Origin of the sequence: Aeromonas sp. s2 (assembly GCF_040907935.1) — a bacterium.
GTDB lineage: Bacteria > Pseudomonadota > Gammaproteobacteria > Enterobacterales > Aeromonadaceae > Aeromonas > Aeromonas dhakensis.
In genome coordinates this window covers 290,987-310,730 of sequence record NZ_JBFOCR010000009.1, presented here as the reverse complement: position 1 = coordinate 310,730, position 19,744 = coordinate 290,987, and the positions used below count along the sequence as shown (strand labels likewise).

Annotated in this window: 21 protein-coding genes; 7 read left to right on the top strand and 14 right to left on the bottom strand. The window is 61.6% G+C overall.

What is annotated here, in order from left to right:
* Positions 1 to 17: 17 nt before the first annotated feature.
* A complete protein-coding gene (locus AB5Y81_RS06390) occupies positions 18 to 1,085 on the top strand; it encodes a glycosyltransferase (protein ID WP_368146606.1) in 1,068 nt (355 codons plus the stop codon).
* A 147-nt stretch (positions 1,086 to 1,232) separates the two neighbouring features.
* Positions 1,233 to 2,894, top strand: coding sequence for a glutamine--tRNA ligase (gene glnS, locus AB5Y81_RS06385; protein WP_279484588.1), 1,662 nt, complete (start codon positions 1,233 to 1,235; stop codon positions 2,892 to 2,894).
* 98 nt (positions 2,895 to 2,992) lie between these two features.
* Here glnS and fur read toward each other — a convergent pair whose 3' ends face one another.
* On the bottom strand, positions 2,993 to 3,421 hold the full coding sequence (fur, locus tag AB5Y81_RS06380; protein ID WP_005299160.1) for a ferric iron uptake transcriptional regulator: 429 nt from the start codon (positions 3,419 to 3,421) through the stop codon (positions 2,993 to 2,995).
* 241 nt (positions 3,422 to 3,662) lie between these two features.
* On the opposite strand from fur, the gene AB5Y81_RS06375 reads away from it, so the two are divergent.
* Positions 3,663 to 4,145 (top strand): DUF4442 domain-containing protein, encoded by a 483-nt coding sequence (locus AB5Y81_RS06375; RefSeq protein ID WP_162519935.1) that lies wholly within the window; start codon positions 3,663 to 3,665, stop codon positions 4,143 to 4,145.
* A gap of 59 nt (positions 4,146 to 4,204) precedes the next feature.
* Here the strand turns inward: AB5Y81_RS06375 and fldA are convergent, their stop codons facing one another.
* From fldA to AB5Y81_RS06355, 4 genes are read right to left on the bottom strand one after another with little or no spacing between them, the layout of a single operon-like run.
* Positions 4,205 to 4,729, bottom strand: coding sequence for a flavodoxin FldA (gene fldA / locus AB5Y81_RS06370; protein ID WP_005299167.1), 525 nt, complete (start codon positions 4,727 to 4,729; stop codon positions 4,205 to 4,207).
* Between the two features lie 39 nt (positions 4,730 to 4,768).
* The gene (gene ybfE, locus AB5Y81_RS06365; protein ID WP_005299169.1) at positions 4,769 to 5,065 is read right to left on the bottom strand and encodes a LexA regulated protein; all 297 of its coding nucleotides are present in this window, start codon (positions 5,063 to 5,065) and stop codon (positions 4,769 to 4,771) included.
* 20 nt (positions 5,066 to 5,085) lie between these two features.
* Positions 5,086 to 5,307, bottom strand: coding sequence for a DUF2788 domain-containing protein (locus AB5Y81_RS06360; protein ID WP_005299172.1), 222 nt, complete (start codon positions 5,305 to 5,307; stop codon positions 5,086 to 5,088).
* Positions 5,308 to 5,362: 55 nt separating this feature from the next.
* A complete protein-coding gene (locus AB5Y81_RS06355; protein ID WP_279485550.1) occupies positions 5,363 to 6,127 on the bottom strand; it encodes an alpha/beta fold hydrolase in 765 nt (254 codons plus the stop codon).
* A gap of 292 nt (positions 6,128 to 6,419) precedes the next feature.
* Here AB5Y81_RS06355 and seqA point away from each other — a divergent pair, with 292 nt between their 5' ends.
* Both seqA and pgm read left to right on the top strand, forming a co-directional pair.
* A complete protein-coding gene (seqA, locus tag AB5Y81_RS06350; RefSeq protein ID WP_005299178.1) occupies positions 6,420 to 6,929 on the top strand; it encodes a replication initiation negative regulator SeqA in 510 nt (169 codons plus the stop codon).
* Positions 6,930 to 6,986: 57 nt separating this feature from the next.
* The gene (gene pgm / locus AB5Y81_RS06345; RefSeq protein ID WP_267997152.1) at positions 6,987 to 8,636 is read left to right on the top strand and encodes a phosphoglucomutase (alpha-D-glucose-1,6-bisphosphate-dependent); all 1,650 of its coding nucleotides are present in this window, start codon (positions 6,987 to 6,989) and stop codon (positions 8,634 to 8,636) included.
* Between the two features lie 84 nt (positions 8,637 to 8,720).
* Here pgm and AB5Y81_RS06340 read toward each other — a convergent pair whose 3' ends face one another.
* On the bottom strand, positions 8,721 to 9,602 hold the full coding sequence (locus tag AB5Y81_RS06340; RefSeq protein ID WP_279484586.1) for a DMT family transporter: 882 nt from the start codon (positions 9,600 to 9,602) through the stop codon (positions 8,721 to 8,723).
* A gap of 96 nt (positions 9,603 to 9,698) precedes the next feature.
* Here AB5Y81_RS06340 and AB5Y81_RS06335 point away from each other — a divergent pair, with 96 nt between their 5' ends.
* Positions 9,699 to 10,181 carry a MarR family winged helix-turn-helix transcriptional regulator gene (locus AB5Y81_RS06335; RefSeq protein WP_024942839.1) on the top strand — a complete coding sequence of 161 codons (483 nt, stop codon included), beginning with the start codon at positions 9,699 to 9,701 and terminating at the stop codon, positions 10,179 to 10,181.
* Between the two features lie 24 nt (positions 10,182 to 10,205).
* On the opposite strand, the gene AB5Y81_RS06330 is transcribed toward AB5Y81_RS06335, so the two are convergent.
* The gene (locus tag AB5Y81_RS06330; RefSeq protein ID WP_024942838.1) at positions 10,206 to 10,796 is read right to left on the bottom strand and encodes a TetR/AcrR family transcriptional regulator; all 591 of its coding nucleotides are present in this window, start codon (positions 10,794 to 10,796) and stop codon (positions 10,206 to 10,208) included.
* 112 nt (positions 10,797 to 10,908) lie between these two features.
* Between AB5Y81_RS06330 and AB5Y81_RS06325 the strand changes: the two genes are divergently transcribed.
* Positions 10,909 to 11,574, top strand: a complete 666-nt coding sequence (locus tag AB5Y81_RS06325; protein ID WP_029305986.1) for a peroxiredoxin-like family protein — start codon at positions 10,909 to 10,911, stop codon at positions 11,572 to 11,574.
* A 77-nt stretch (positions 11,575 to 11,651) separates the two neighbouring features.
* Here AB5Y81_RS06325 and mltB read toward each other — a convergent pair whose 3' ends face one another.
* From mltB to AB5Y81_RS06290, 7 genes are all read right to left on the bottom strand, one after another.
* Entirely contained in the window at positions 11,652 to 12,755 is a 1,104-nt protein-coding gene (gene mltB, locus AB5Y81_RS06320) for a lytic murein transglycosylase B (RefSeq protein WP_201988485.1), read from the bottom strand.
* 95 nt (positions 12,756 to 12,850) lie between these two features.
* Positions 12,851 to 13,453, bottom strand: coding sequence for a CDP-alcohol phosphatidyltransferase family protein (locus AB5Y81_RS06315; RefSeq protein WP_017779274.1), 603 nt, complete (start codon positions 13,451 to 13,453; stop codon positions 12,851 to 12,853).
* Positions 13,454 to 13,467: 14 nt separating this feature from the next.
* A complete protein-coding gene (locus AB5Y81_RS06310; RefSeq protein ID WP_054545203.1) occupies positions 13,468 to 14,106 on the bottom strand; it encodes an ATP-binding cassette domain-containing protein in 639 nt (212 codons plus the stop codon).
* Between the two features lie 29 nt (positions 14,107 to 14,135).
* The gene (locus AB5Y81_RS06305) at positions 14,136 to 15,806 is read right to left on the bottom strand and encodes an ABC transporter permease (RefSeq protein ID WP_368146604.1); all 1,671 of its coding nucleotides are present in this window, start codon (positions 15,804 to 15,806) and stop codon (positions 14,136 to 14,138) included.
* Positions 15,806 to 16,990: an ABC transporter substrate-binding protein gene (locus AB5Y81_RS06300; protein WP_279484584.1), complete on the bottom strand. Its 1,185-nt coding sequence runs from the start codon at positions 16,988 to 16,990 to the stop codon at positions 15,806 to 15,808. The genes AB5Y81_RS06305 and AB5Y81_RS06300 overlap by 1 nt, the downstream gene beginning before the upstream one ends.
* A gap of 17 nt (positions 16,991 to 17,007) precedes the next feature.
* Complete coding sequence (locus AB5Y81_RS06295; protein ID WP_279484583.1) at positions 17,008 to 19,158, bottom strand: FAD-dependent oxidoreductase; 2,151 nt, start codon at positions 19,156 to 19,158, stop codon at positions 17,008 to 17,010.
* Complete coding sequence (locus AB5Y81_RS06290) at positions 19,158 to 19,739, bottom strand: carboxymuconolactone decarboxylase family protein (RefSeq protein WP_017786574.1); 582 nt, start codon at positions 19,737 to 19,739, stop codon at positions 19,158 to 19,160. The genes AB5Y81_RS06295 and AB5Y81_RS06290 overlap by 1 nt, the downstream gene beginning before the upstream one ends.
* Positions 19,740 to 19,744: the final 5 nt, after the last annotated feature.

Sequence of the window (19,744 nt, the reverse complement as noted above, 5' to 3'; positions counted from 1 at the left end):
AAGTAAGGTTTTAAATGATGAACCAAGCTTTTTACCTGCTTGGTTCATCTCTGGGAATAAAAATGATTGATATTGCTGCCGTTGTAATTTGTAAGAATGAAGAGAGATACATTAAAAGATGCCTAAATAGTCTTGTTAATAGATTTAGTCGTGTAATTGTAATTGATACTGGCTCTACAGACAGGACATTAGAGATAGTTAAAAGGAGTTTTTATAATTATGGTGTGGAGCTATTCGAATATTCGTGGAAGGGAAGTTTTTCACTAATAAGAAATTATGCACTATCTATAATTACTTCTGAATTTATATTTTTTATAGATGGTGATGAGGAGTTTTTATATAATCACCAAGGCTGGGCATCATTTGAGAAAATGATTGAGTCTTGTTGTTATGATGTATTTAGTGTAAAAATACTAAGTTCGTCAGATGGTCGATGGGGAAATGTACCGAGAATAATAAGAAATAAGTCTGGGTGTTATTATTATGGTAATGTTCATGAGATGATATTAAATAATGATTTGGAAGTGAACCATTTCCCTACTAATCTTGAGTTAAAACATTACGGTTATCAACCTAATTTATTATGGGGTAATGGCAAACTATATAGAAATATATCATTGGTTAGGCCCCATGTTATATCTGGACCTTACAAGGATAGATGGTTGTATTTTTATATTAGAGATTCAATTTTAAATGGTTGTTTAAGTAAAAGAATATTTAAAATGTCAGTTGATTTCATAGACAAATTATCACCTGAAAATGATCATTTTTTAGATAATAGAATCAACATAATAAATCTCATTATGGAGATGGCTATAAAAAAAGAACAGTATAATGTTGTAGCATTTTTTTATTTAAGATATAGGTTTATATTGGCACATAATCCATTTATGTTTTATTTATATTTTTTGATGATATTAGAACGCCCCCGAACAAATGGAAAATTATATTTGGATATAGCTTGTAAGGAGTCATTTAAAAGTGACTTTGAATGGTTAAATAAAAACAACATATATGTATACACTTTATCTAATGATAAATTGTATATTAAAAGTTTAGAAAAAATAGTAGAGACACTTTTGTAACAAATGCTCTACATAATAGAGGCGTGATAGGTGTCTGTTCTTGTTGAGTAAAGTGATCTTTTCGTAGATCATTAGCTTTTATTGGATGGATAAAGCAATATAAGTTACCTTTATTCTATCAGAACTATCACCTTTGAGGTATTGCTAATGGCTGCGTCTCTCAATTCTACTAACTTTATTCGTCAGATCATTGATGAAGATCTGGCCAGCGGTAAGCACAAGAGCGTGCATACCCGTTTTCCGCCCGAGCCGAACGGTTATCTCCATATCGGTCACGCCAAGTCCATCTGCCTGAACTTCGGCATCGCCCGCGACTACCAGGGCCAGTGCAACCTGCGCTTCGACGACACCAACCCGGTGAAGGAAGATATCGAGTACGTTGAGTCCATCAAGCAGGACGTGCAGTGGCTCGGCTTCCAGTGGAACGGCGAGATCTGCTACTCCTCCGACTATTTCGACAAGCTGCACGGCTATGCCATCGAGCTCATCGAGAAGGGGCTGGCCTACGTGGACGAGCTCTCTGCCGAGCAGATGCGCGAATACCGCGGTACCCTGACCGCGCCGGGCAAGAACAGCCCGTTCCGCGATCGCAGCGTGGAAGAGAACCTGGCCCTGTTCGAGAAGATGAAGAACGGCGAGTTTGCCGAAGGCACCGCCTGCCTGCGCGCCAAGATCGACATGGCTTCCCCTTTCATGGTGATGCGTGACCCCGTCATCTATCGCATCAAGTTTGCCCACCACCACCAGACCGGTGACAAGTGGTGCATCTACCCCATGTATGACTTCACTCACTGCATCTCGGACGCCCTGGAAGGGATCACCCACTCCATCTGTACGCTGGAGTTCCAGGACAACCGTCGCCTGTACGACTGGGTGCTGGACAACATCACCATCGACTGCCACCCGCGTCAGTACGAGTTCTCTCGTCTGAACCTCGAGTACACCGTCATGTCCAAGCGCAAGCTGAACCTGCTGGTGACCGAGAAGCACGTGGACGGTTGGGACGATCCGCGCATGCTGACCGTCTCCGGTCTGCGCCGCCGCGGCTACACCCCGGCCTCCATCCGCGAGTTCTGCAAGCGCATCGGTGTCACCAAGCAGGACAACATCGTCGAGATGAGCATGCTGGAAGCCTGCATCCGCGAAGATCTCAACGAGAATGCCCCGCGCGCCATGGCCGTGCTGCATCCGGTGAAGGTGGTCATCGAGAACCTGGCCGCCGACGAAGTGCTGACTGCCCCGGCGCATCCGAGCAATGCCGAGATGGGCACCCGCGAGCTGAATTTCACCCGCGAGATCCTCATCGATGAAGCGGACTTCAAAGAAGAAGCCAACAAGCAGTTCAAGCGTCTGGTACTGGGCAAGGAAGTGCGTCTGCGCAACGCCTATGTCATCAAGGCTGAGCGGGTCGAGAAGGATGCCGACGGCAAGGTCACCTGCATCTACTGCTCTTACGACCCCGAGACCCTGGGCAAGGATCCGGCGGACGGCCGCAAGGTGAAAGGGGTGATCCACTGGGTCAGCGCAACTCACTCCCTGCCGGCCGAAGTGCGCCTCTACGACCGCCTGTTCAAAGTGCCGAACCCAGGCGCCGAAGAGGACTTCGAAGCGGCCCTGAACCCGGAATCCCTGGTGATCATCGAGGGTGCCCGCGTGGAAGCTTCCCTCAAGGATGCCAAGCCGGAGCAGGCTTACCAGTTCGAGCGTGAAGGGTATTTCTGCGCCGACAACAAGCTCTCCAGCCCGGAGCACCTGGTGTTCAACCGCACCGTGGCCCTGCGCGACGTGTGGGGCAAGGCCGAGGCCTGATGAAGGAGGGCAGGGGAGACCCTGCCCTTTCTTGTCCGGAATATGGCAATAAAAAAGCCAGCATCATGCTGGCTTTTTTATTGCGCGGGTTCTGCCAATCAATCGTCGTGCTTGCAGTCGCCGGCGGCGCAGTGGCCATAGAGATAGAGGCTGTGATTGGTCAGACGGATGTTGTGCTTCTTGGCGATCTCGGTCTGGCGCTGCTCGATCACCTCGTCGGAGAACTCGATCACCTTGCCGCAGTCGAGGCAGACCAGGTGGTCGTGGTGTTCCTGGGTGGCCAGCTCGAACACTGACTTGCCCCCTTCGAAGTGGTGACGGGTGACGATACCGGCATCATCAAACTGGTTGAGAACGCGGTAGACGGTAGCGAGACCAATCTCTTCACCCTGGTCGATCAGTCGTTTGTACAGATCTTCCGCACTGGTGTGCTGGCAGTCCGGCTGTTGCAGGATTTCCAGGATCTTGACACGGGGCAAGGTGATCTTGAGCCCGGCCTTTTTTAACGCTTGGTTGTTGTCTGCCATTTCTATTTATTCGCATTCTCGAAGGTGTGGTTATTCTGATTGACTGCCGCTGTAATGGCAACCACGAACTCGCTTGGCCTGTCATTATAGGTCGTAGCTCACCTAAAAATAAACCCAGTAATTCAAGGGCTTTAGCGCGATCGACCGCCTATCCACGAATTGTGCGGATTGTGACGGCGGCTTGCTCACCCGCCGAATGTTGATAAAATGTAACCTTCTTCACTCTGGTCGGATGAGATCCATGGATTGGCTTTTTGACAACGCGGCCTGGGTGCGCCGCGCCCTCAACGCCTGGCCCCCCTTCTGGGGCGCGGGCATCAAGATAGAGACATTGAGCGATGATTTTCGCTTCTGCCGGGTCACCCTCAAGTCCCGCTGGTGGAACAAGAACGCCAACCGCACCCAGTTCGGCGGCAGCATGTTCGCCATGACGGATCCCATCTATCCGCTGATGCTGATGGGCTATTTCAGGAACCGCTATTACGTCTGGGACAAGGCGGGCAGCATCAACTACATCAAGCCGGGCAAGGGCAAGCTGGTGGCCGAATTCAACCTGACTGACGGCAAGCTGGCCGCCATAGTCGCGGCGACCGAAGGGGGAGACAAGCACTTTCCCGAGTTCGAGGTGACGGTACAGGATGGCCAGGGCGAGCTGGTGGCCCAGGTCAAGCGCACCCTCTATGTGCGGGCCAAGCCCGAGCACAGGGGCGGCGAGAGCGTATGACCAGAAAACAACAAGGGCCCCGCGGGGCCCTTGTTGTCAGAGGTGCTGGCAAGCGTGGATCACTCCAGCTCGGCCAGGCACATCTCTTCATGCAGCTGTTTGCACCAGCCCTTGACGCGCTCGGCAGTCATCTCGGGTTGGCGATCTTCGTCGATGCCCAGACCCACGAAATGCTTGTCGTCCACCAGCGCCTTGGAGGCTTCGAACTCGTAACCGGCGGTCGGCCAGTGGCCGATGACGATGGCGCCTTTGGCTTCGACGATGTCACGCAGGGTGCCCATGGCGTCGAGGAAGTACTCGGCATAATCTTCCTGATCGCCGCATCCGAAGATGGCGACCAGCTTGTTGGTGAAGTCGATCTCTTCCAGCTCGGGGAAGAAGTCGTCCCAGTCGGCCTGGGCTTCGCCATAGTACCAAGTCGGGATACCGAACATCAGCAGATCGAAGCTGTCGATGTCGGCCTTGCTGCTCTTGGCAATGTCACGGACTTCAATCAGTTGTTTGCCCAGTTCTTTCTGGATCATCTTGGCGACAGCTTCGGTATTACCGGTATCGCTGCCGAAAAACAGACCTACACTAGCCATAGTGTTTAGTTACCCGTATCTGGTGTTAATGCTTAACGGTCAGATTGCGATGCCTGCTGCATGTGCAGACTCAATCTGTTGCTTCAGGATAGATTGGATCAGCTCGGCTCGGCTGACGTTCTGTTGTAACGCAAGTTGGTTCAGGCGCTCCAGCAATTCGGCCTCCACCTTTAACTCTACCCGCTTCAGGCCGTTCTCTCGATCGCGCTTGAGCTGGTTGCGCTTGTTGATCTTGAGCTGGGTCTCGCGGGGGAGTGGGTTGGTCTTTGGCCTGCCGGGGCGCTTCTCGTTTGCGAACAGATCCAGTGTTGTTCGATCAGTTTGCTGTTTGGCCATACATCACAGATGGAAATAAGTTAGCCGATGCCTGAGCCTTCCCAGCCCAGTTCGATCAGCCCCTTGGCGACAAAACCTGCACAACCCAGAAAGAGTACCAACCAGACGATGAATCGGCCGAAACGGGGCACATTGCCGCGTTTGAGCACGTCCTGAATGGCCAGGCCAATCAATACGAAAATGGCCACAAAGAATAACTTCAGGCCCAGACTCTCGATCAGGTCGATATGTTCACTTAGCATGGATTGCGCACACTCCTTATGACGGGCGCACTATATCACAAAGGATTTGAAACTGTTAACCGCCTGTCGACAGGAAATCCACAACCAGTTTGTTGAACAAAACCGGCTTTTCCGCGTGCAGCCAGTGACCGGTGCCGGCGATGACCCGGGCCTTGGCGGCGGGAAATTGCGCCATCACCGTCTCGGTATGCGCGGGCAGCATGTAGTCGGAATCACCCCCCTTGATGAAGAGCGCAGGCCCTTCGAAACGGCTCTGTGGATCGGGCCAGCCCATGATGTTGGCGTAGTTGCGCTCAAGGGCCGGCACGTTGAAACGCCAGCCCCAACCCGACTCTCCCTTGGCGAAGGACTTGAGCAGGAACTGGCGCACGCCGGCGATCTCGACATGCTCGGCCAGGATGGCTTCCGCCTCGCTGCGGCTTTGCGGAGTGCTCGCGAGCGTGGCATTGAGGCCGGCAAACACGTTCTGGTGGCGGGCGTGAGGGTAGGCGACCGGCGCTATGTCGGCCACTACCAGCCTGGCGACGCGGGTCGGCGCCTGCTTGGCAACCTGCATGGCCACCTTGCCCCCCATGGAGTGGCCCACGATGGCCACCTGTTCAAGCCCGAGCCGATCCAGCAGGGCGAGCAGGTCGGCGGCTTGGGCCGGGTAGCTCATCTCATCGGAGTGAAAGGAGGCGCCGTGGTTGCGCAGATCGACGCTGATGACCCGGTATTGTTCGCTCAGCGGGCGTGCCAGCAGGCCCAGGTTGTCCAGGCTGCCGAACAGCCCGTGGATCAGCACGACGGGTTGGCCCTGGCCCTGCTCCTTGAAGTTCAATAATGGGTTTTGTTGCAAAATGACACCTTGTCGGTCGTGAGTACGTTGCTCGCCATGATTTAACGCACTGGAAAGAAAAGGATTTCACTCATCACGGAGCAAAAAAGTGTGGTTTTTTTCCTAAAAAAAGCCAGCCAGATCGGCTATCAGTGCGACGGATCACACACTTGGGCCGCTATTATGCCGTATTCTCGATGAGATTCATGCACATCTGTCCGCCCCTTGCTTGGGCTGCCGGGTTTGCCTATGTATAATCGCCGCATCCGAATTTCGACGAGTCCAGCGCATCCCTATGAAAACCATCGAGCTTGATGACGATCTCTACTTCTATATCGCCAGCCAGACCCGGCACATCGGTGAGAGTGCCTCCGATATCCTGCGCCGCCTGCTGGAACAGCCCGCCCGCCAGGCCTCGCCGGTCGCAGCAGAGGTGACGGCGGCTCCGTCGCCTACCGTGGCCGACGCCATGGGGCTGGAAACGCTGCTCGATTCCGGCGAGCTGCAAAAAGAAGAGAAGTCCATCAACCGCTTCATGCAGGTGCTCAGTACCCTCTACCGGGATGATCCGGTCGGGTTTACCCAGGCCACCGAAATCAAGGGGCGCAAGCGCGTCTATTTCTCGCGGGATCCCGATGCCCTGCGCGCCAGCGGCAGCACCACCAAGCCCAAGCAGGTGCCACAAACCCCGTTCTGGGTGATCACCAACACCAACACCAGTCGCAAACAGAACATGGTGGCCCAGCTGATGGCCAGCATGGGGTATGGCGACGAGGTGATTGCCCGGGTGTGCGGCGCAATCTAACGGTTTATCAGACTCAGGCCTTGCCGGGCAAGGCCGCCATCAAGCAAGGACAACGCCATGGCACAGCATTCCCACGCCGGTCAGCCGGCCCGTTTGAGCGACCTGACCAACATTCCCCGTCTGGTCAGCGCCTACTACCTCAACAAGCCGGACATGAGCCGCCCCGAGCAGCGGGTTGCCTTCGGCACCTCTGGCCACCGCGGCAGCGCCTTGCACAATGCCTTCACCGAATCCCACATCCTGGCGGTGACCCAGGCGCTGGTGGAGTATCGCCAGCAGGCCGGCATCACGGGCCCGCTGTTTGTCGGTATGGACACCCACGCCCTGTCTGAATCCGCCTTTGCCAGTGCGGTGGAAGTGCTGGCCGCCAACGGCGTCGAGACCCGCATTCAGGCCGGCCTCGGCTTTACCCCGACCCCGGTCATCTCTCACGCCATCCTGCGCCACAATGCGGGCAAGCCTGCCGCGCGCGCCGACGGCGTGGTGATCACCCCGTCCCACAACCCGCCGGAAGACGGTGGCTTCAAATACAACCCGCCCCACGGCGGCCCTGCGGAAGGGGAGATCACCAAGTGGGTGGAGGATCGCGCCAACGCGATTCTGGAAGCGGGTCTGGCCGGCGTGAAACGGATGCCGTTCGCCGAGGCCCTCAAGAGCCCGTTCGTGGCCCTGCACGACTATGTCACTCCCTATGTGGATGACCTGAAGAACGTGCTGGACATGGAGGCCATCAAGCAGGCCGGCATCAAGATCGGTGTCGATCCGCTGGGCGGCTCCGGCGTCGCCTACTGGGACGTCATCGCCAAAACCTATGGTCTGAACATTGAGGTGGTGAACTACAAGGTCGACCCGACCTTCTCCTTCATGACCCTGGATAAAGACGGCAAGATCCGGATGGACTGCTCCAGCCCGTTCGCCATGGCCAGCCTGATTGCCCTCAAGGACAAGTTCGACATCGCCCTTGGCAACGACCCCGACTACGACCGTCACGGCATCGTTACCAAGTCGGGCCTGATGAACCCGAACCACTATCTGGCGGTGGCGATCCAGTATCTGTTTACCCATCGCACCGGCTGGTCTGCCGATGCTGCGGTCGGCAAAACGCTGGTCTCCTCCTCCATGATCGACCGGGTGGCCGGCGAGATTGGCCGTACCCTCAAAGAGGTGCCGGTCGGCTTCAAGTGGTTCGTGGATGGCCTCTACAGCGGCGAGTTCGGCTTTGGCGGCGAGGAGAGCGCGGGCGCCTCCTTCCTGCGCAAAGACGGCACCGTCTGGACCACCGACAAGGATGGCTTCATCCTGGCGCTGCTGGCGGCCGAAATTCTGGCAGTGACCGGCAAGGACCCGCAGGCCCACTACGACGCGCTGGAGGCGAAATTCGGCCGCTCCAGCTATCGCCGCATCGACGCCCCGGCCAACAGCGCCCAGAAGGCGGTGCTCTCCAAGCTGGATCCGGCGCTGGTGGAAGCCTCCACTCTGGCCGGCGAGCCCATCGTCGCCAAGCTGACCAAGGCGCCGGGCAATGATGCTGCCATCGGCGGCCTCAAGGTGGTGACCGAGAACGGCTGGTTCGCGGCGCGCCCCTCGGGTACCGAGTCCATCTACAAGATCTACATGGAGAGCTTCAAGGGCGAGGCGCACCTGGACCTCATCCAGCAGGAAGCCCAGCAGATCGTCTCCGCCGCTCTGGCCAAGGCCGGGGTCTGAGTTCGACTCAAATACCCGCGGAATGTGAAAGAGGAGCCTTGATGGCTCCTCTTTTTTATTGCGCTTGAGCTGGATGGGTTGTGCTCACGGCCTGCCGCACTGACCGGTGCTCGCCCGGCGGGCCTGCCAGCGCTTGAAGAAGGGGCGAGCAGGCAGCTTCATCAGGAACAAAGAGAGCAGGATCACCCCGATACCGAGCCATTGGCGAGCGTCCAGCGTCTCGCCCACCATCAGCACCCCGCAGGAGACCGCCACCATGGGGTTGGTGAGGGCCAGCATGCCCATCACCTCCGGGCCGTGGCGCTTGAGCCCCCACAGCCAGGCCCAGTAGGCCAGCGCCGTGTTGAGCAGGATCAGCCAGAGCAGGCCGGGGGCGCTTGCCGGCTGTGGCAGCGGCATGGGGCCGGCCAGCCACCAGGCGAGCGGGATCAGCATCAGGCCACCCAGCAGCAGCTGCCAGGCGGTCAGCGCCAGCAGATCGCTCACCGGCCAGTGGCGCATCCAACGGCTGGACTGGCCGATGAGCAGGGTGGCCAGCAGGGCGCAGGTCACGCCGACAGGGTCCAGATTGGCGGAAGGGTTGAGCAGCAGCAAGACCCCGCCCAGTCCCATCAGGCCCAGCAGCAGCCATTTCAGGGACGGTCTGACACCATCCTGCAGCCAGGCCAGCAACATCAGGATCAGCGGCAGGGTGGCACCGAGCGTACCCGCCACGGCGCCCGGCAGCCGGAAGGCGGCCACGAACAGCAGGGCGAAGAAGGCGGCGATGTTGCAAAACGCCAGCAGGCTCTGTTTGCCCCAAGGCAGGGGCGGCAGACGCGGGCGTACCAGCAACAGGAGCAGGCCGGCCGGCAAGGCGCGCCACACCGCCACCCAGTAGGGGGAGTAGTCGGTCAGATAGAGGCTGACGACGGCATAGGTGCTGCCCCAGAGCAGGGGGGCCAGCAGGGCGATCAGCATGGGCATGTATTTGTCTCTTTACAAAGTATCTTTAAGTAAAGATAAATTAGCCTCAAATTGTTTTACCATCAAGTATCTCGATAAAAAGATAAGTGGCCGAAGATGGAATCAGATCATGTAGACCTGCTGCTGGCCCAGTGGGCCCGGCAGCGACCGGATCTCGACTGCTCTCCCATGGGCGTGCTGGGACGGGTGGCGCGAATGGCGGCGATCGCCGGACGGGAAGTGAGCGAGGAGCTCAAGGAGTGCGGCCTGCTCGGCAGCGACTTCGACATTCTGGCGACCTTGCGCCGGGCCGGCGAACCGCTCACCCCGACCGTGCTCTATCAATCCGCCATGTTGAGCTCGGGGGCCATGACCGCCCGCCTCGACAAACTGGCAGAGCGGGGCTTGATCGAACGCCAAGCCGCCCCGAGCGATCGGCGCAGCTTGCTGGTCTGTCTGACCGAGGCGGGTCGAGAATTGGTTGACCGGGCGGTGGAGCGACACGTGGCCAATGAGCGGCGCCTGCTGGCGCCATTGAGCCTGGCCGAGCAGGAGCAGCTGGCCGCCCTGCTCAAGCGCTGGCTGCTGGAAAACGAGTGACCCCCAGAGCCTGGTGAGCGGTCGTCACGCGTCCGCAGACAAGATGGCCTGCATCTGGGCCAGCACGGCGTTCACCTTGGCGGCGGGCGGATGGGTGCGGCCCAGCACGCGCAATCCCCACACCATGGTCATCAGCAAGGCGGCGGTGGCGTCGACGTCGCGCCCGGCGGCCAGCTCCCCTGCCGCCTGCGCCTGGCGCAGGGCTGCACTGACCCGCAGCTCGACCTCGGCGAGGTGGCTGCTGACGGTCTCCTGAATGAGCGGGTGGTGGCGGCCGATCTCCAGCAAGGTGTTGACCAGCAGGCAGCCACGGTGCGCCTCGCTGGCGATGGCATCCCGGGCCACTGCATCGAGCAGGGCCTGCACGCCCGCCAGGGGGGAGGCAGCCGAACCCAGGATCTGCTCGATCTGCGCCAGGCTCTGTGCCGAATAACGCTGCAGCACCTCCATGAACAACCCCTCTTTGGAGCTGAAGGCGCCATACAGGCTGCTGGGCTTGAGTCCCATCCGTTCGACCAGCGCGGCAATGCCGGTGTTGCTGAAGCCGGTATCCCAGAAGGCGTTGAGGGCGATTTCCAGTACCTGTTCTCTGTCAAATGATGCGGGTCTTGCCATCTCGATTCCTGCCTTGTGAAACGTCATTCTGGAGTGATCGCTAAAAAACAACTTGACCATGGGGCGTGGTCCGTTTGATATTGTAGCGACCACTACAAAAAGGATGGTCATGATGCACACACTCGAGCAAAAAATCAAAGCGTACGATGAGCAGAAGCAACGCCAGGTGCCGGCCCCGGTACTGGCCCTGATGGAGGAGGCGACCCGCAGCCTGCAGGCAAGCGGGTTGGAGCAGGCTGCGCTGGGACGCGGAGAGCGGATGCCCGATTTCGCCCTGCCGGATCAGCACGGGGTGGTGCGCCCGCTCTCCCACTATCTGGCGGAGGGGCCTGTGCTGCTCAACGTCTACCGCGGTGGCTGGTGTCCCTACTGCAACATGGAGATGCAGGCGCTCAACGCCGTGTTGCCGGCGCTGCGCGAGCGCGGCGTGAATCTCATCGGCATGACGCCGGAAACTCCCAGTTCGGCGCAGGATACCCTCACCGCCAACGAGTTGGCGATCACAGTGCTGAGCGATGAGGGCAACCGGGTCTCGGCAGCGCTGGGACTGGTGTTCGAGCTGCCGGAGGCGCTCAGGCCCATCTATGCCGGCTTTGGCATCGACATCCCGGCGAGCAACGGCGACGAGAGCTTTACTCTGCCGGTGCCGGCCAGCTACATCATCGGCCAGGACCGCACCGTGCTCTACCACTTCATCAACGCCGATTACACCCGTCGGGTGGAGCCGGCCGCCCTGCTTGCCGAGCTGGATCGTCTGGCGAAGGCGGGGGCGCTGTAAACGCACACTGCGCCCGAAGGCGCAGTGTGGATGATTGGCGAGGCGGCCCCGAGGGCCGCCTTTTTTATCCGGCCGGATCAGTAGCCGCCGCGGGCATCCTTGACCGCCAGCCCCAGCTGCCACACCGCCATGGCGTAGTGGGTGCTGTGGTTGTAGCGGGTGATGGTGTAGAAGTTGGGCAGGCCGTACCAGTACTGATAGCCGGTGCCCACGTCCAGACGCAGCAGGCTCGCCTCGCTGTGGTTGCCGAGGGTGCTGGTGGGAGTCAGCCCGGCGCGGCGCAGGGAGGCGACCGGGTAGCGGGTCTGGAAGCCGTGTTCGTAGCCGGGCAGCTGGCCCTGACCGCGCACCGCTACCGGTTGTCCCTTCTCCCAGCCGTGGGCCTTGAAGTAGTTGGCCACGCTGCCGATGGCATCCACCGGATCCCACAGGTTGGTGTGGCCGTTGCCGTTGAAGTCCACCGCGTAGCGTTGGAAGCTGGAGGGCATGAACTGGCCGTAGCCCATGGCGCCGGCGTAGGAGCCCTTGGGTTCGGTGGGATCCATCCCCTCGTCGCGGGTCATCACCAGGAAGGATTCCAGCTCGCTGGTGAAGAACTCGGCCCGGCGCGGGTAGTCGAACGCCAGGGTCGCCAGCGCATCCAGGATGCGGGTCTTGCCCATCACCCGGCCCCAGCGGGTCTCCACGCCTATGATGCCGACGATGATCTCCGGCGGCACCCCATAGATCTGCTGGGCGCGGTTGAGCTCGTTCTCGTACTCACGCCAGAAGCTGACGCCGTTCTGTACGTTGTCCGGGGTGATGAACTTGGCGCGGTAGCGATTCCAGGCGCCGGTCGGGCCGGTGGGCGGCGTGGTGGTGGGGGCCTGGGCATCCATCAGGCGGATGATCCAGTCATAGCGCTCGGCCTGGGCCAGCACCCGGTGCAGCTCGGCGCCGTCGAAACCGTGCTTTTGCACCATCCGCTGCACGAAGTTGTCTACGTTGGCGCGATTGGCGAAGTCCCCCTTGCTGACTCCCGGCTGGCTCACCTGCCCGTAGAAGGGTTTGCTCGGCGGCGTCTGGTTGATGAAGGCGCTGTTGGGCTGGGGCTTGACCACGGGCTTGGCAGCCGGCGTGCTGCTGCAGCCATAGAGCATGGGAAACAGGGAGAGGGTGAGCACGGAGACAAGGCGACGCATAAGGTTCTCATGAGCCTGAAAAAGAGTGTCGCCATGGTAAAACATTGTCGTCCATGCGCAAGTGTTCCGTAGCGGCCTCCTCCCGCCGTCCTGCCTCAACGCAGGGTGTGGTAACCGCTCCAGAGCCGGGTCAGGGTGGTGATGGCGCAGAGCAGGGCAAAGCCGTAGGCGAGCGGGGCGAAGGCGGCGGGCCACAGGCACATCAGCACGAACAGGGCGATGGTCTCGCTCCCCTCGGTGAGGCCGCCCAGATAGTAGAGGGACTTGTGGTGGTAGACCGGATTGTCGATGCCCCGCTTGCCCGCCATGATGGCAAACGCCAGAAAGCTCGAGCCGGTGCCCATGAAGGCAAACAGCAGGGTGGCGGCGGGCAGCGCGTTGGCGGGGGCGGCGAGGGCAAAGCCCAGCACCACGGCGGCGTAGAAGATGAAGTCGAGCGTGATGTCGAGAAAACCGCCGCAGTCGGTGATGCCGGTCTCCCGCGCCACGGCGCCGTCGAGCCCGTCCAGCAGCCGGTTGAGCAGGATGGCCGCCAGCGCCCACTGATAGCAGGCAAAGGCCAGCAGCGGCAGCGTCAGCATGCCGATGGCAAAGCCGGTGAGGCTGACCTGGTTGGCGCTGATCCCGGCGCGACAGAGCGGTCTGGCGAGCCGGGCGAGGGGGCTGCGGATAACGGGGATCAGGTGGCGGTCAAACAAGGTGAACTCCTCGGTCAAAAACGGGATTCGGTGAGCTGGATTATGGTGCCCGGCGCGTCATCTTCGTCGTGGGTCACCAGAATGGCGGGGATGGCCAGTGCCTTGATCTGGGCGAACACCAGCGCGCGAAAGGCGGCCCGCAGCGGCTTGTCGAGGCGGGAGAAGGGCTCGTCCAACAGCAATGCCTCGGGCTCGGCCAAGAGCGCTCTCAGCAGGCTGACGCGGGCCTTCTGGCCGCCGGAGAGCGCCCCCGGCAGCTTGTCCGCCTGATTTGTCAGATCCACCTGTGCCAGCGCGGCCACCGCCTTTTCCCGCCGCGCCCCGTGCCCCTTCACGCTGGCCGGCATGCCGAACATCAGGTTCTCCGCCACCGTCAGGTGGTCGAACAGCAGATCATCCTGAAACAGCATGCCGATGCGCCGCGCCTGGGACGGCAGCTGGGTAAGCTGACGTTCGCCGAGGGTCACGTCCCCCTCCAGCCGGATGGGGCCGCTTACGGGCAATACCCCCGCCAGCGCCGCCAACAGCGAGCTCTTGCCACAGCCACTGGGTCCCATCAGGGTCAACACCTCGCCCGGCGCCACCTGCAGGGCGGGCAGCGAGAGCAGCAGGTTCTCCTCCAGATAGAGGCGAAGAGGCGTGGTGCTCAGCATATGGCTATCTCCATCATGAGAGTTCCTCGTCAGCGGGCGCCCTTGAGCGCCGGGTTGAGCCGGGCCGGCAGCCAGAGCGCCAGCAGATAGATAACGAGCGGCAGCAGCAGTTGCAGCAGGCCGTAGAGGCCCGCCAGCCGCCGGTTGAGGCCGCTGCCGATGGCCACCGCCTCGGTGGTGATGGTGACCACCCGGCCGGCGCCAAACAGCAGGGTCGGCAGGTATTGGGCCAGACTCACAGCCGCTCCAACGCCGAAGGCAAACAGCAGCGGACGGGCCAGCAGCGGCCCTTTCACCTGCCACCAGGCTCGCCACGGGGTTGCCCCCAACAGCAGGGCACTCTGGGTGATCCGTGGGTCGAACTGGCGATAGGGGCCCTGCAGGCACAAGTAAACGTAGGGAAAGACAAACAGCAGTTGGCTCCAGAGCACCCAGCCCCAGCCGATGCCATCGCCCCCCCACCCGAGGCTGAACCAGTCCACCCCGAGCCGAATGCCGAACAGCAGGCTGGCCTGTGGCAGCAGCAGCGGCAGACAGATGAGCCAGAGTGGCCAGGGGCGGCGGCCCGCCTGTGCCTCCAGGCTCAGCACCGCCATCACCAGCGCTATCGCCCCGCTCGCCAGCGCCAGCAGCATGCTGGTGGTCAGCAGCGGCGACAGGGTCGGCAGCAGTTCGAGCCAATGGCGGCCGCTCCACTGGCTCGGCCAGAGGGCGGGAAAGGGCCAGCGCCGGGTCAGCGACCAGAGCAGCAAGGCCCCCAGTACCGCCAGATTGAGGGCAATCAGCGTCACCACGCTGCCGGTGGCAAGGGTGCGGCCAAGAGCGCTTGGATTTGCTCGTCTGCCATCGAGCCAGCCGGGTTTGCCAAGGGTTCGATGGGCCAGCTCGAGCAGGCGCAACAGGGCCAGCAGCAGCGCCGTGATGGCGAGCAGCAGCAGGGCGCCGCTGGCGGTGGCGCCGCGCCAGGCTAGATCCGGGTCCTGATACCAGAGCCACAGGCGCACGGCCAGCGGAGCGGGAGCATCGGGCCCGAGCAGCTGGGCCAGATCCACTACGGCTACCCCGTAGGCGGCCACCGCGTAGAGGGGCAGACGCAAGGCGGGCCACAGCGCCGGCAGCAGCAGGCGCCACCAGATCTGGGGGGCGCTGAAGCCAAGGCTCGCCCCCAGCCACTGCTGACGCGCCACCCTGGCGGGGTCTTGTGTACCGAGCGCCATCAGCAGCAGGAATGGGGTCTCCTTGAGGGTCAGGGCGAGGATGAGCCCGAGCCCGGCGGGATCGCGCAGGGTCTGCCAGTCGGGGGGCAGCTCGAACCCGGTGAGGGTCGGCGAGAGCAGGCGCAGCAGCCAGCCGGAGGGGGCGAGCAGAAAGGCAAAGCCGATGGCAAAGGCGACGTGGGGCAGTGCCAGCAAGGGCGATAGCAGCCGACGCAGCCAGCCGACGGCCCGGCTGTCGCTGTGGGCCAGCAGCAGGGCGGTCAGCAGCAGGCTGGCCAGGGTCGAGGCGGCGCCAATCCACAGGCTCAGCAGCGCCGAGTGCCAGATGCCCGGCTGGGCCAGCAGCCGCTGCAGGTGGGCCTGACTCAGCCCCTCGGCCAGCAGTTGCCAGCCCCCCGCCAGCAGCGGGAGACCGAAAACCAGGGCGCACCCGGCGGTGAACAGGGGGCGCCAAGCGGATGCAGTGCTGCCAAACCGGCTCATCAGTGGCCGTAGCGCTCGGCCCAGGCCGCTTCGAGCCTGAGCTGCCAGCTGGGGTGGGGCTCTGCCACCGATTTGAAGCGCAGTGCCGGCGCCTGCTGCTGGGTGGCGGGCAGGGCATCGGCGCGCAGCACGCTGGGATCGCCCCAGAAGGCGGGCTCGGCCTTGCGCTCCTGGGCGGCGGGGCTCAGCAGGAAGTTGGCCACCACCTTGGCACCGGCACGGGCGTTGGCATTGAAGGGGATGGCGAGGAAATGGCTGTTGGTGAGCGCCCCTTTCGCCATGGCCACCGCCACCACGTTGGGGGGCAGGGTGCCATTTTGCACAGCGCTCTGCGCCTCCTGCGGGTTGAAGCTGATGGCCATGGCGAGCTCACCGTCATCGAGCAGTTGGCGGGTTTCGGCGGCGCTGCTGGGGAACAGCTTGCCCTTGCGCCAGAGCGTCGGGTGCAGCTCATCCAGCCAGGCCCAGAGCGGGGCGGTAACTTTGGCAAAATCGCTCTCGGTCGCCTCCCGATAGAGGGGGGCGGGATCCGGGGTCAGCTCCAGCAAGATCTGCTTGAGGAAGCTGGAGCCGTGAAACTGGGGCGGTTTGGGATAGGTGAAGCGGCCGGGGTGGGCCTTGCTCCAGGTGAGCAGGGCCGCCGCCGAGGTGGGCAGCGGGCTGACCTCTTCGCCGTTGACCATCAGGTTGAGCTGGCCTATGCCCCAGGGGGCTTCCAGCCCCTCCACCGGCACGGTGAAGTCCTCGCTCACCGGCAGGGTACCGTCGACCAGCGCCATGTTGGGCAGCTCATAGGTGAAGGGATCGCCGAGCAGCCCCTGCTCCTTGAGCGCCTTGAAGTTCTCGCCGTTGACCCAGAGCAGGTCGATGGGGCCGCCACTGTGCTTGCCAGCCTGCTTGTTGGCCAGCAGCTGGCTCACGCTCTGGGCGATGTCATCCACCTTCACCTGTACCAGCTTGACCTGGTATTCGCGTGCCAGCTCCTGGCCGGCCCACACCAGATAGGCGTTGATCTCCGGGCTGCCGCCCCAGGCGTTGAAGTAGACGGTCTGCCCCTTGGCCTCGTCGAGGGTTTGCTGCCACTGCGGGTTGTCACCAGCGTTGGCCTGGGTGAAGAGGAGGCTACCAGCTAGCAGGGGCAGGGTGCGCAGCAGCTGTGTGAACGAGGGCAATGAGTGTCGCATCTGGGTTACCTGGTTGGTCAGGCGCCGCGGCGCCAGCGGTGATAACGGGTCAGCAGCGCCAGCAGGGTGGCGGGCTGACGGGCCCGTCGCCACTCGCCCGCCAGGTACTTGTTCCCCTCCATCAGGGTGGGGTAGGCGTGGATGGTGGCGAGGATCTTGCCAAGGCCGAGGCGGTGGCGCATGGCGAGCACGAACTCGGCGATCCGCTCGCCGGCGTGAGTGCCCACTATGCTGGCACCCAGGATCTGATCCTTGCCGGGCACGGTGAGCACCTCGATATAGCCCTGACGCTCGCCGTCGGCAATGGCCCTGTCCAGCTCGGCCAGCTCGAAGCGGGTCAGCTCGAAGGGGATGCCCTGCGCATTGGCCTCTTTCTGGTTGAGGCCGACCCGGGCGATTTCGGGGGTGGTGTAGATGGCGGCCGGCATGACCCGATAGTCGGCCCGAAAGCGCTTGAACGGGCTGAACAGGGCATTTATTGCGGCATACCAGCCCTGATGGGCTGCGGCATGGGTGAGCTGGTAAGGACCCGCTACGTCCCCCACCGCCAGAATGCTGGGGTAGTTGGTGGTGAGGAAGCCATCGACAGCCACAGTGCCGCGCGGGGTCAGCGCCACCCCCAGCGCTTCGAGCCCGAAGCCGCTGACGTTGGCTACCCGGCCCAGCGCCAGCAGCAGCTGATCGCCTTCAATTATTTGCGTCTCATCGCCCCGCCGCAGTTGCAGCCGGATGGGGAGATCCGCGGCCGCTGGCAGATAGTCGGATCGCTCGGCGCGCCAGCCGGTGAGCACCCGTACGCCATCGCGGGCCAGCTGATCCGCAAGCAGCTCGGCCACCTCCCGCTCTTCGCGGGGCAGCAACTGCTCCGAGAGCTCCACCAGGGTAACGGGTACCCCAAGCAGGGCAAAACTCTGGGCCAGCTCGCAGCCGATGGGGCCGCCGCCCAGCACCAGTAGCTGGCGCGGCGCAGTGCGCAGTTGCCAGAGGGTGTCGGAGGTGAGGTAAGGCACCTGCTCAAGCCCCGGCAGCTCAGGCACCAGCGGCCGGGCGCCGGTGGCGAGCACGATATGAAGGCTGGCAAGGCGCTGGCCGTTTACCTCCACCTCCCAGGGAGAGACCAGCCTTGCCTCCCCTTGGATGCACTCCACCCCCAGCCCCTGATAGCGCTCAATGGAGTCGTGGGGCTCGACCTCCTTGATGATGCGGGCGACCCGCTCCATCACGGCGGCGAAATCGGCGCTGGTCTGGCTTGGGCCAAAGCCCAACTCACTGGCCCGGCGCTGCTCGGCGGCAAAGCGGGCGCTTCGGATCAGCGCCTTGGAGGGGACGCAGCCGCTGTTGAGGCAATCGCCCCCCATCTTGTGCTTCTCGATAAGGGCCACTTTGGCCTTCACCGCCGCGGCGATATAGCTGGTCACGAGGCCGCCGGCCCCGGCGCCAATCACCAGCAGGTTGTAGTCATAGTGTGTCGGCTTGCGGTAGGGGGCGTGCAGCTGATGCAGGGCGAGGCGCCGCTGCAGCCCCTTGAGCAGCATCGGCATCAGCCCGAGCAGGGTCAGCGCCACCATCAGGCCAGGGGAGAGGATATTGCCGGTACTGGTGAGGTTGGCAAGCTCGCTGCCCGCCAGCACGTAGACGAAGGTGCCGGGCAGCATGCCGAGCTGGCTCACCCAGTAGTAGGTACTGACTCTGATGGGGGTGAGCCCCATCAGCAGGTTGACCAGAAAGAAGGGGAAGATGGGGATGAGGCGCAGGCTCAGCAGATAAAGCGCTCCCTCTTTTTTCATGCCGGCCTGCAAGCTGGCCAGCTTGTCGCCAAAGCGCCGCTCGACCCAGTCGCGCAGCAGAAAGCGGGCGCTGAGAAAGGCCAGGGTCGCGCCAATGCTGCTGGCAAAGGAGACCAGCAAGAGCCCCCAGGCAACGCCAAACACGGCGCTACCGGCCAGGGTGAGCAGGCTGGCGCCAGGCAGGGAGAGGGCGGTGCTCACCACATAGACGGCGACGAACAGCAGGGCGGCGGCGCCAAAATGGCGCTCGACCTGGGCGGCCAGCTCGGCCTGACGGGCCTGCAGCTGGGGCAGGCTCAGGTAGTGGCCCAGGTCGAAGGCGAAGAAGGCGCCGATGAGGCAGCCCATCACCAGCACCAGCAGCAGGCGGGAGCCTCTCATCAGGCGTCCTTGCTATTCGGCTGGGCCGGGCGCTCGGGCTGGACCGGCAGCTGGCAGAAGCCCTGCGGGGCGATATCGAGGGCGGCGTTGAACTTGGCCGACATGTTCTGGAAGGCGATGAGGCCGGTGAGCTCCACCATGGCGTCGTCATCGAACCAGGGCTTGAGGCGGGCGGCCTGCTCGTCGCTGACCCCATCGAGGCCCGTCATCGCCTCTGTGTAGTCGAGTACGGCTTTTTCTCGCTCATCGAACAGCGGGCTTTCGCGCCAGTTGGCGAGCGCCTCCACCTTCTCGCTGGAGCCGGCTCTTTTTACCAGGGTCATGGCGTTGATGTCGACGCAAAAGCGGCACCAGTTGAGCTGGGAGACCCGCACCGTCACTAGGGAGCGCAGCACGGGGTCGATGGGGGAGCGCTTGCGGTTGATGACGCCATAGAGGGTGGCGACGGCGGCAAACAGGCGCGGTGAGCGGCCCCAGCACTTGCCCGGAATGAGCACCTGGCCGTAGTTGCGTTTTTGCAGCCAGAAAAAGGGGCGGATGAACCAGGCATATTCCCGATCGGGCTTGACCTCGACGCGCATGGATG

Coding starts and splice junctions, on each gene's coding strand:
- AB5Y81_RS06390 (WP_368146606.1), top strand. CDS start 18: ATGAACCAAGCTTTTTACCTGCTTGGTTCATCTCTGGGAATAAAAATG.
- glnS (WP_279484588.1), top strand. CDS start 1,233: ATGGCTGCGTCTCTCAATTCTACTAACTTTATTCGTCAGATCATTGAT.
- fur (WP_005299160.1), bottom strand. CDS start 3,421: ATGGCAGACAACAACCAAGCGTTAAAAAAGGCCGGGCTCAAGATCACC.
- AB5Y81_RS06375 (WP_162519935.1), top strand. CDS start 3,663: ATGGATTGGCTTTTTGACAACGCGGCCTGGGTGCGCCGCGCCCTCAAC.
- fldA (WP_005299167.1), bottom strand. CDS start 4,729: ATGGCTAGTGTAGGTCTGTTTTTCGGCAGCGATACCGGTAATACCGAA.
- ybfE (WP_005299169.1), bottom strand. CDS start 5,065: ATGGCCAAACAGCAAACTGATCGAACAACACTGGATCTGTTCGCAAAC.
- AB5Y81_RS06360 (WP_005299172.1), bottom strand. CDS start 5,307: ATGCTAAGTGAACATATCGACCTGATCGAGAGTCTGGGCCTGAAGTTA.
- seqA (WP_005299178.1), top strand. CDS start 6,420: ATGAAAACCATCGAGCTTGATGACGATCTCTACTTCTATATCGCCAGC.
- pgm (WP_267997152.1), top strand. CDS start 6,987: ATGGCACAGCATTCCCACGCCGGTCAGCCGGCCCGTTTGAGCGACCTG.
- AB5Y81_RS06340 (WP_279484586.1), bottom strand. CDS start 9,602: ATGCCCATGCTGATCGCCCTGCTGGCCCCCCTGCTCTGGGGCAGCACC.
- AB5Y81_RS06335 (WP_024942839.1), top strand. CDS start 9,699: ATGGAATCAGATCATGTAGACCTGCTGCTGGCCCAGTGGGCCCGGCAG.
- AB5Y81_RS06330 (WP_024942838.1), bottom strand. CDS start 10,796: ATGGCAAGACCCGCATCATTTGACAGAGAACAGGTACTGGAAATCGCC.
- AB5Y81_RS06325 (WP_029305986.1), top strand. CDS start 10,909: ATGCACACACTCGAGCAAAAAATCAAAGCGTACGATGAGCAGAAGCAA.
- mltB (WP_201988485.1), bottom strand. CDS start 12,755: ATGCGTCGCCTTGTCTCCGTGCTCACCCTCTCCCTGTTTCCCATGCTC.
- AB5Y81_RS06310 (WP_054545203.1), bottom strand. CDS start 14,106: ATGCTGAGCACCACGCCTCTTCGCCTCTATCTGGAGGAGAACCTGCTG.
- AB5Y81_RS06305 (WP_368146604.1), bottom strand. CDS start 15,806: ATGAGCCGGTTTGGCAGCACTGCATCCGCTTGGCGCCCCCTGTTCACC.
- AB5Y81_RS06300 (WP_279484584.1), bottom strand. CDS start 16,990: ATGCGACACTCATTGCCCTCGTTCACACAGCTGCTGCGCACCCTGCCC.
- AB5Y81_RS06295 (WP_279484583.1), bottom strand. CDS start 19,158: ATGAGAGGCTCCCGCCTGCTGCTGGTGCTGGTGATGGGCTGCCTCATC.
- AB5Y81_RS06290 (WP_017786574.1), bottom strand. CDS start 19,739: ATGCGCGTCGAGGTCAAGCCCGATCGGGAATATGCCTGGTTCATCCGC.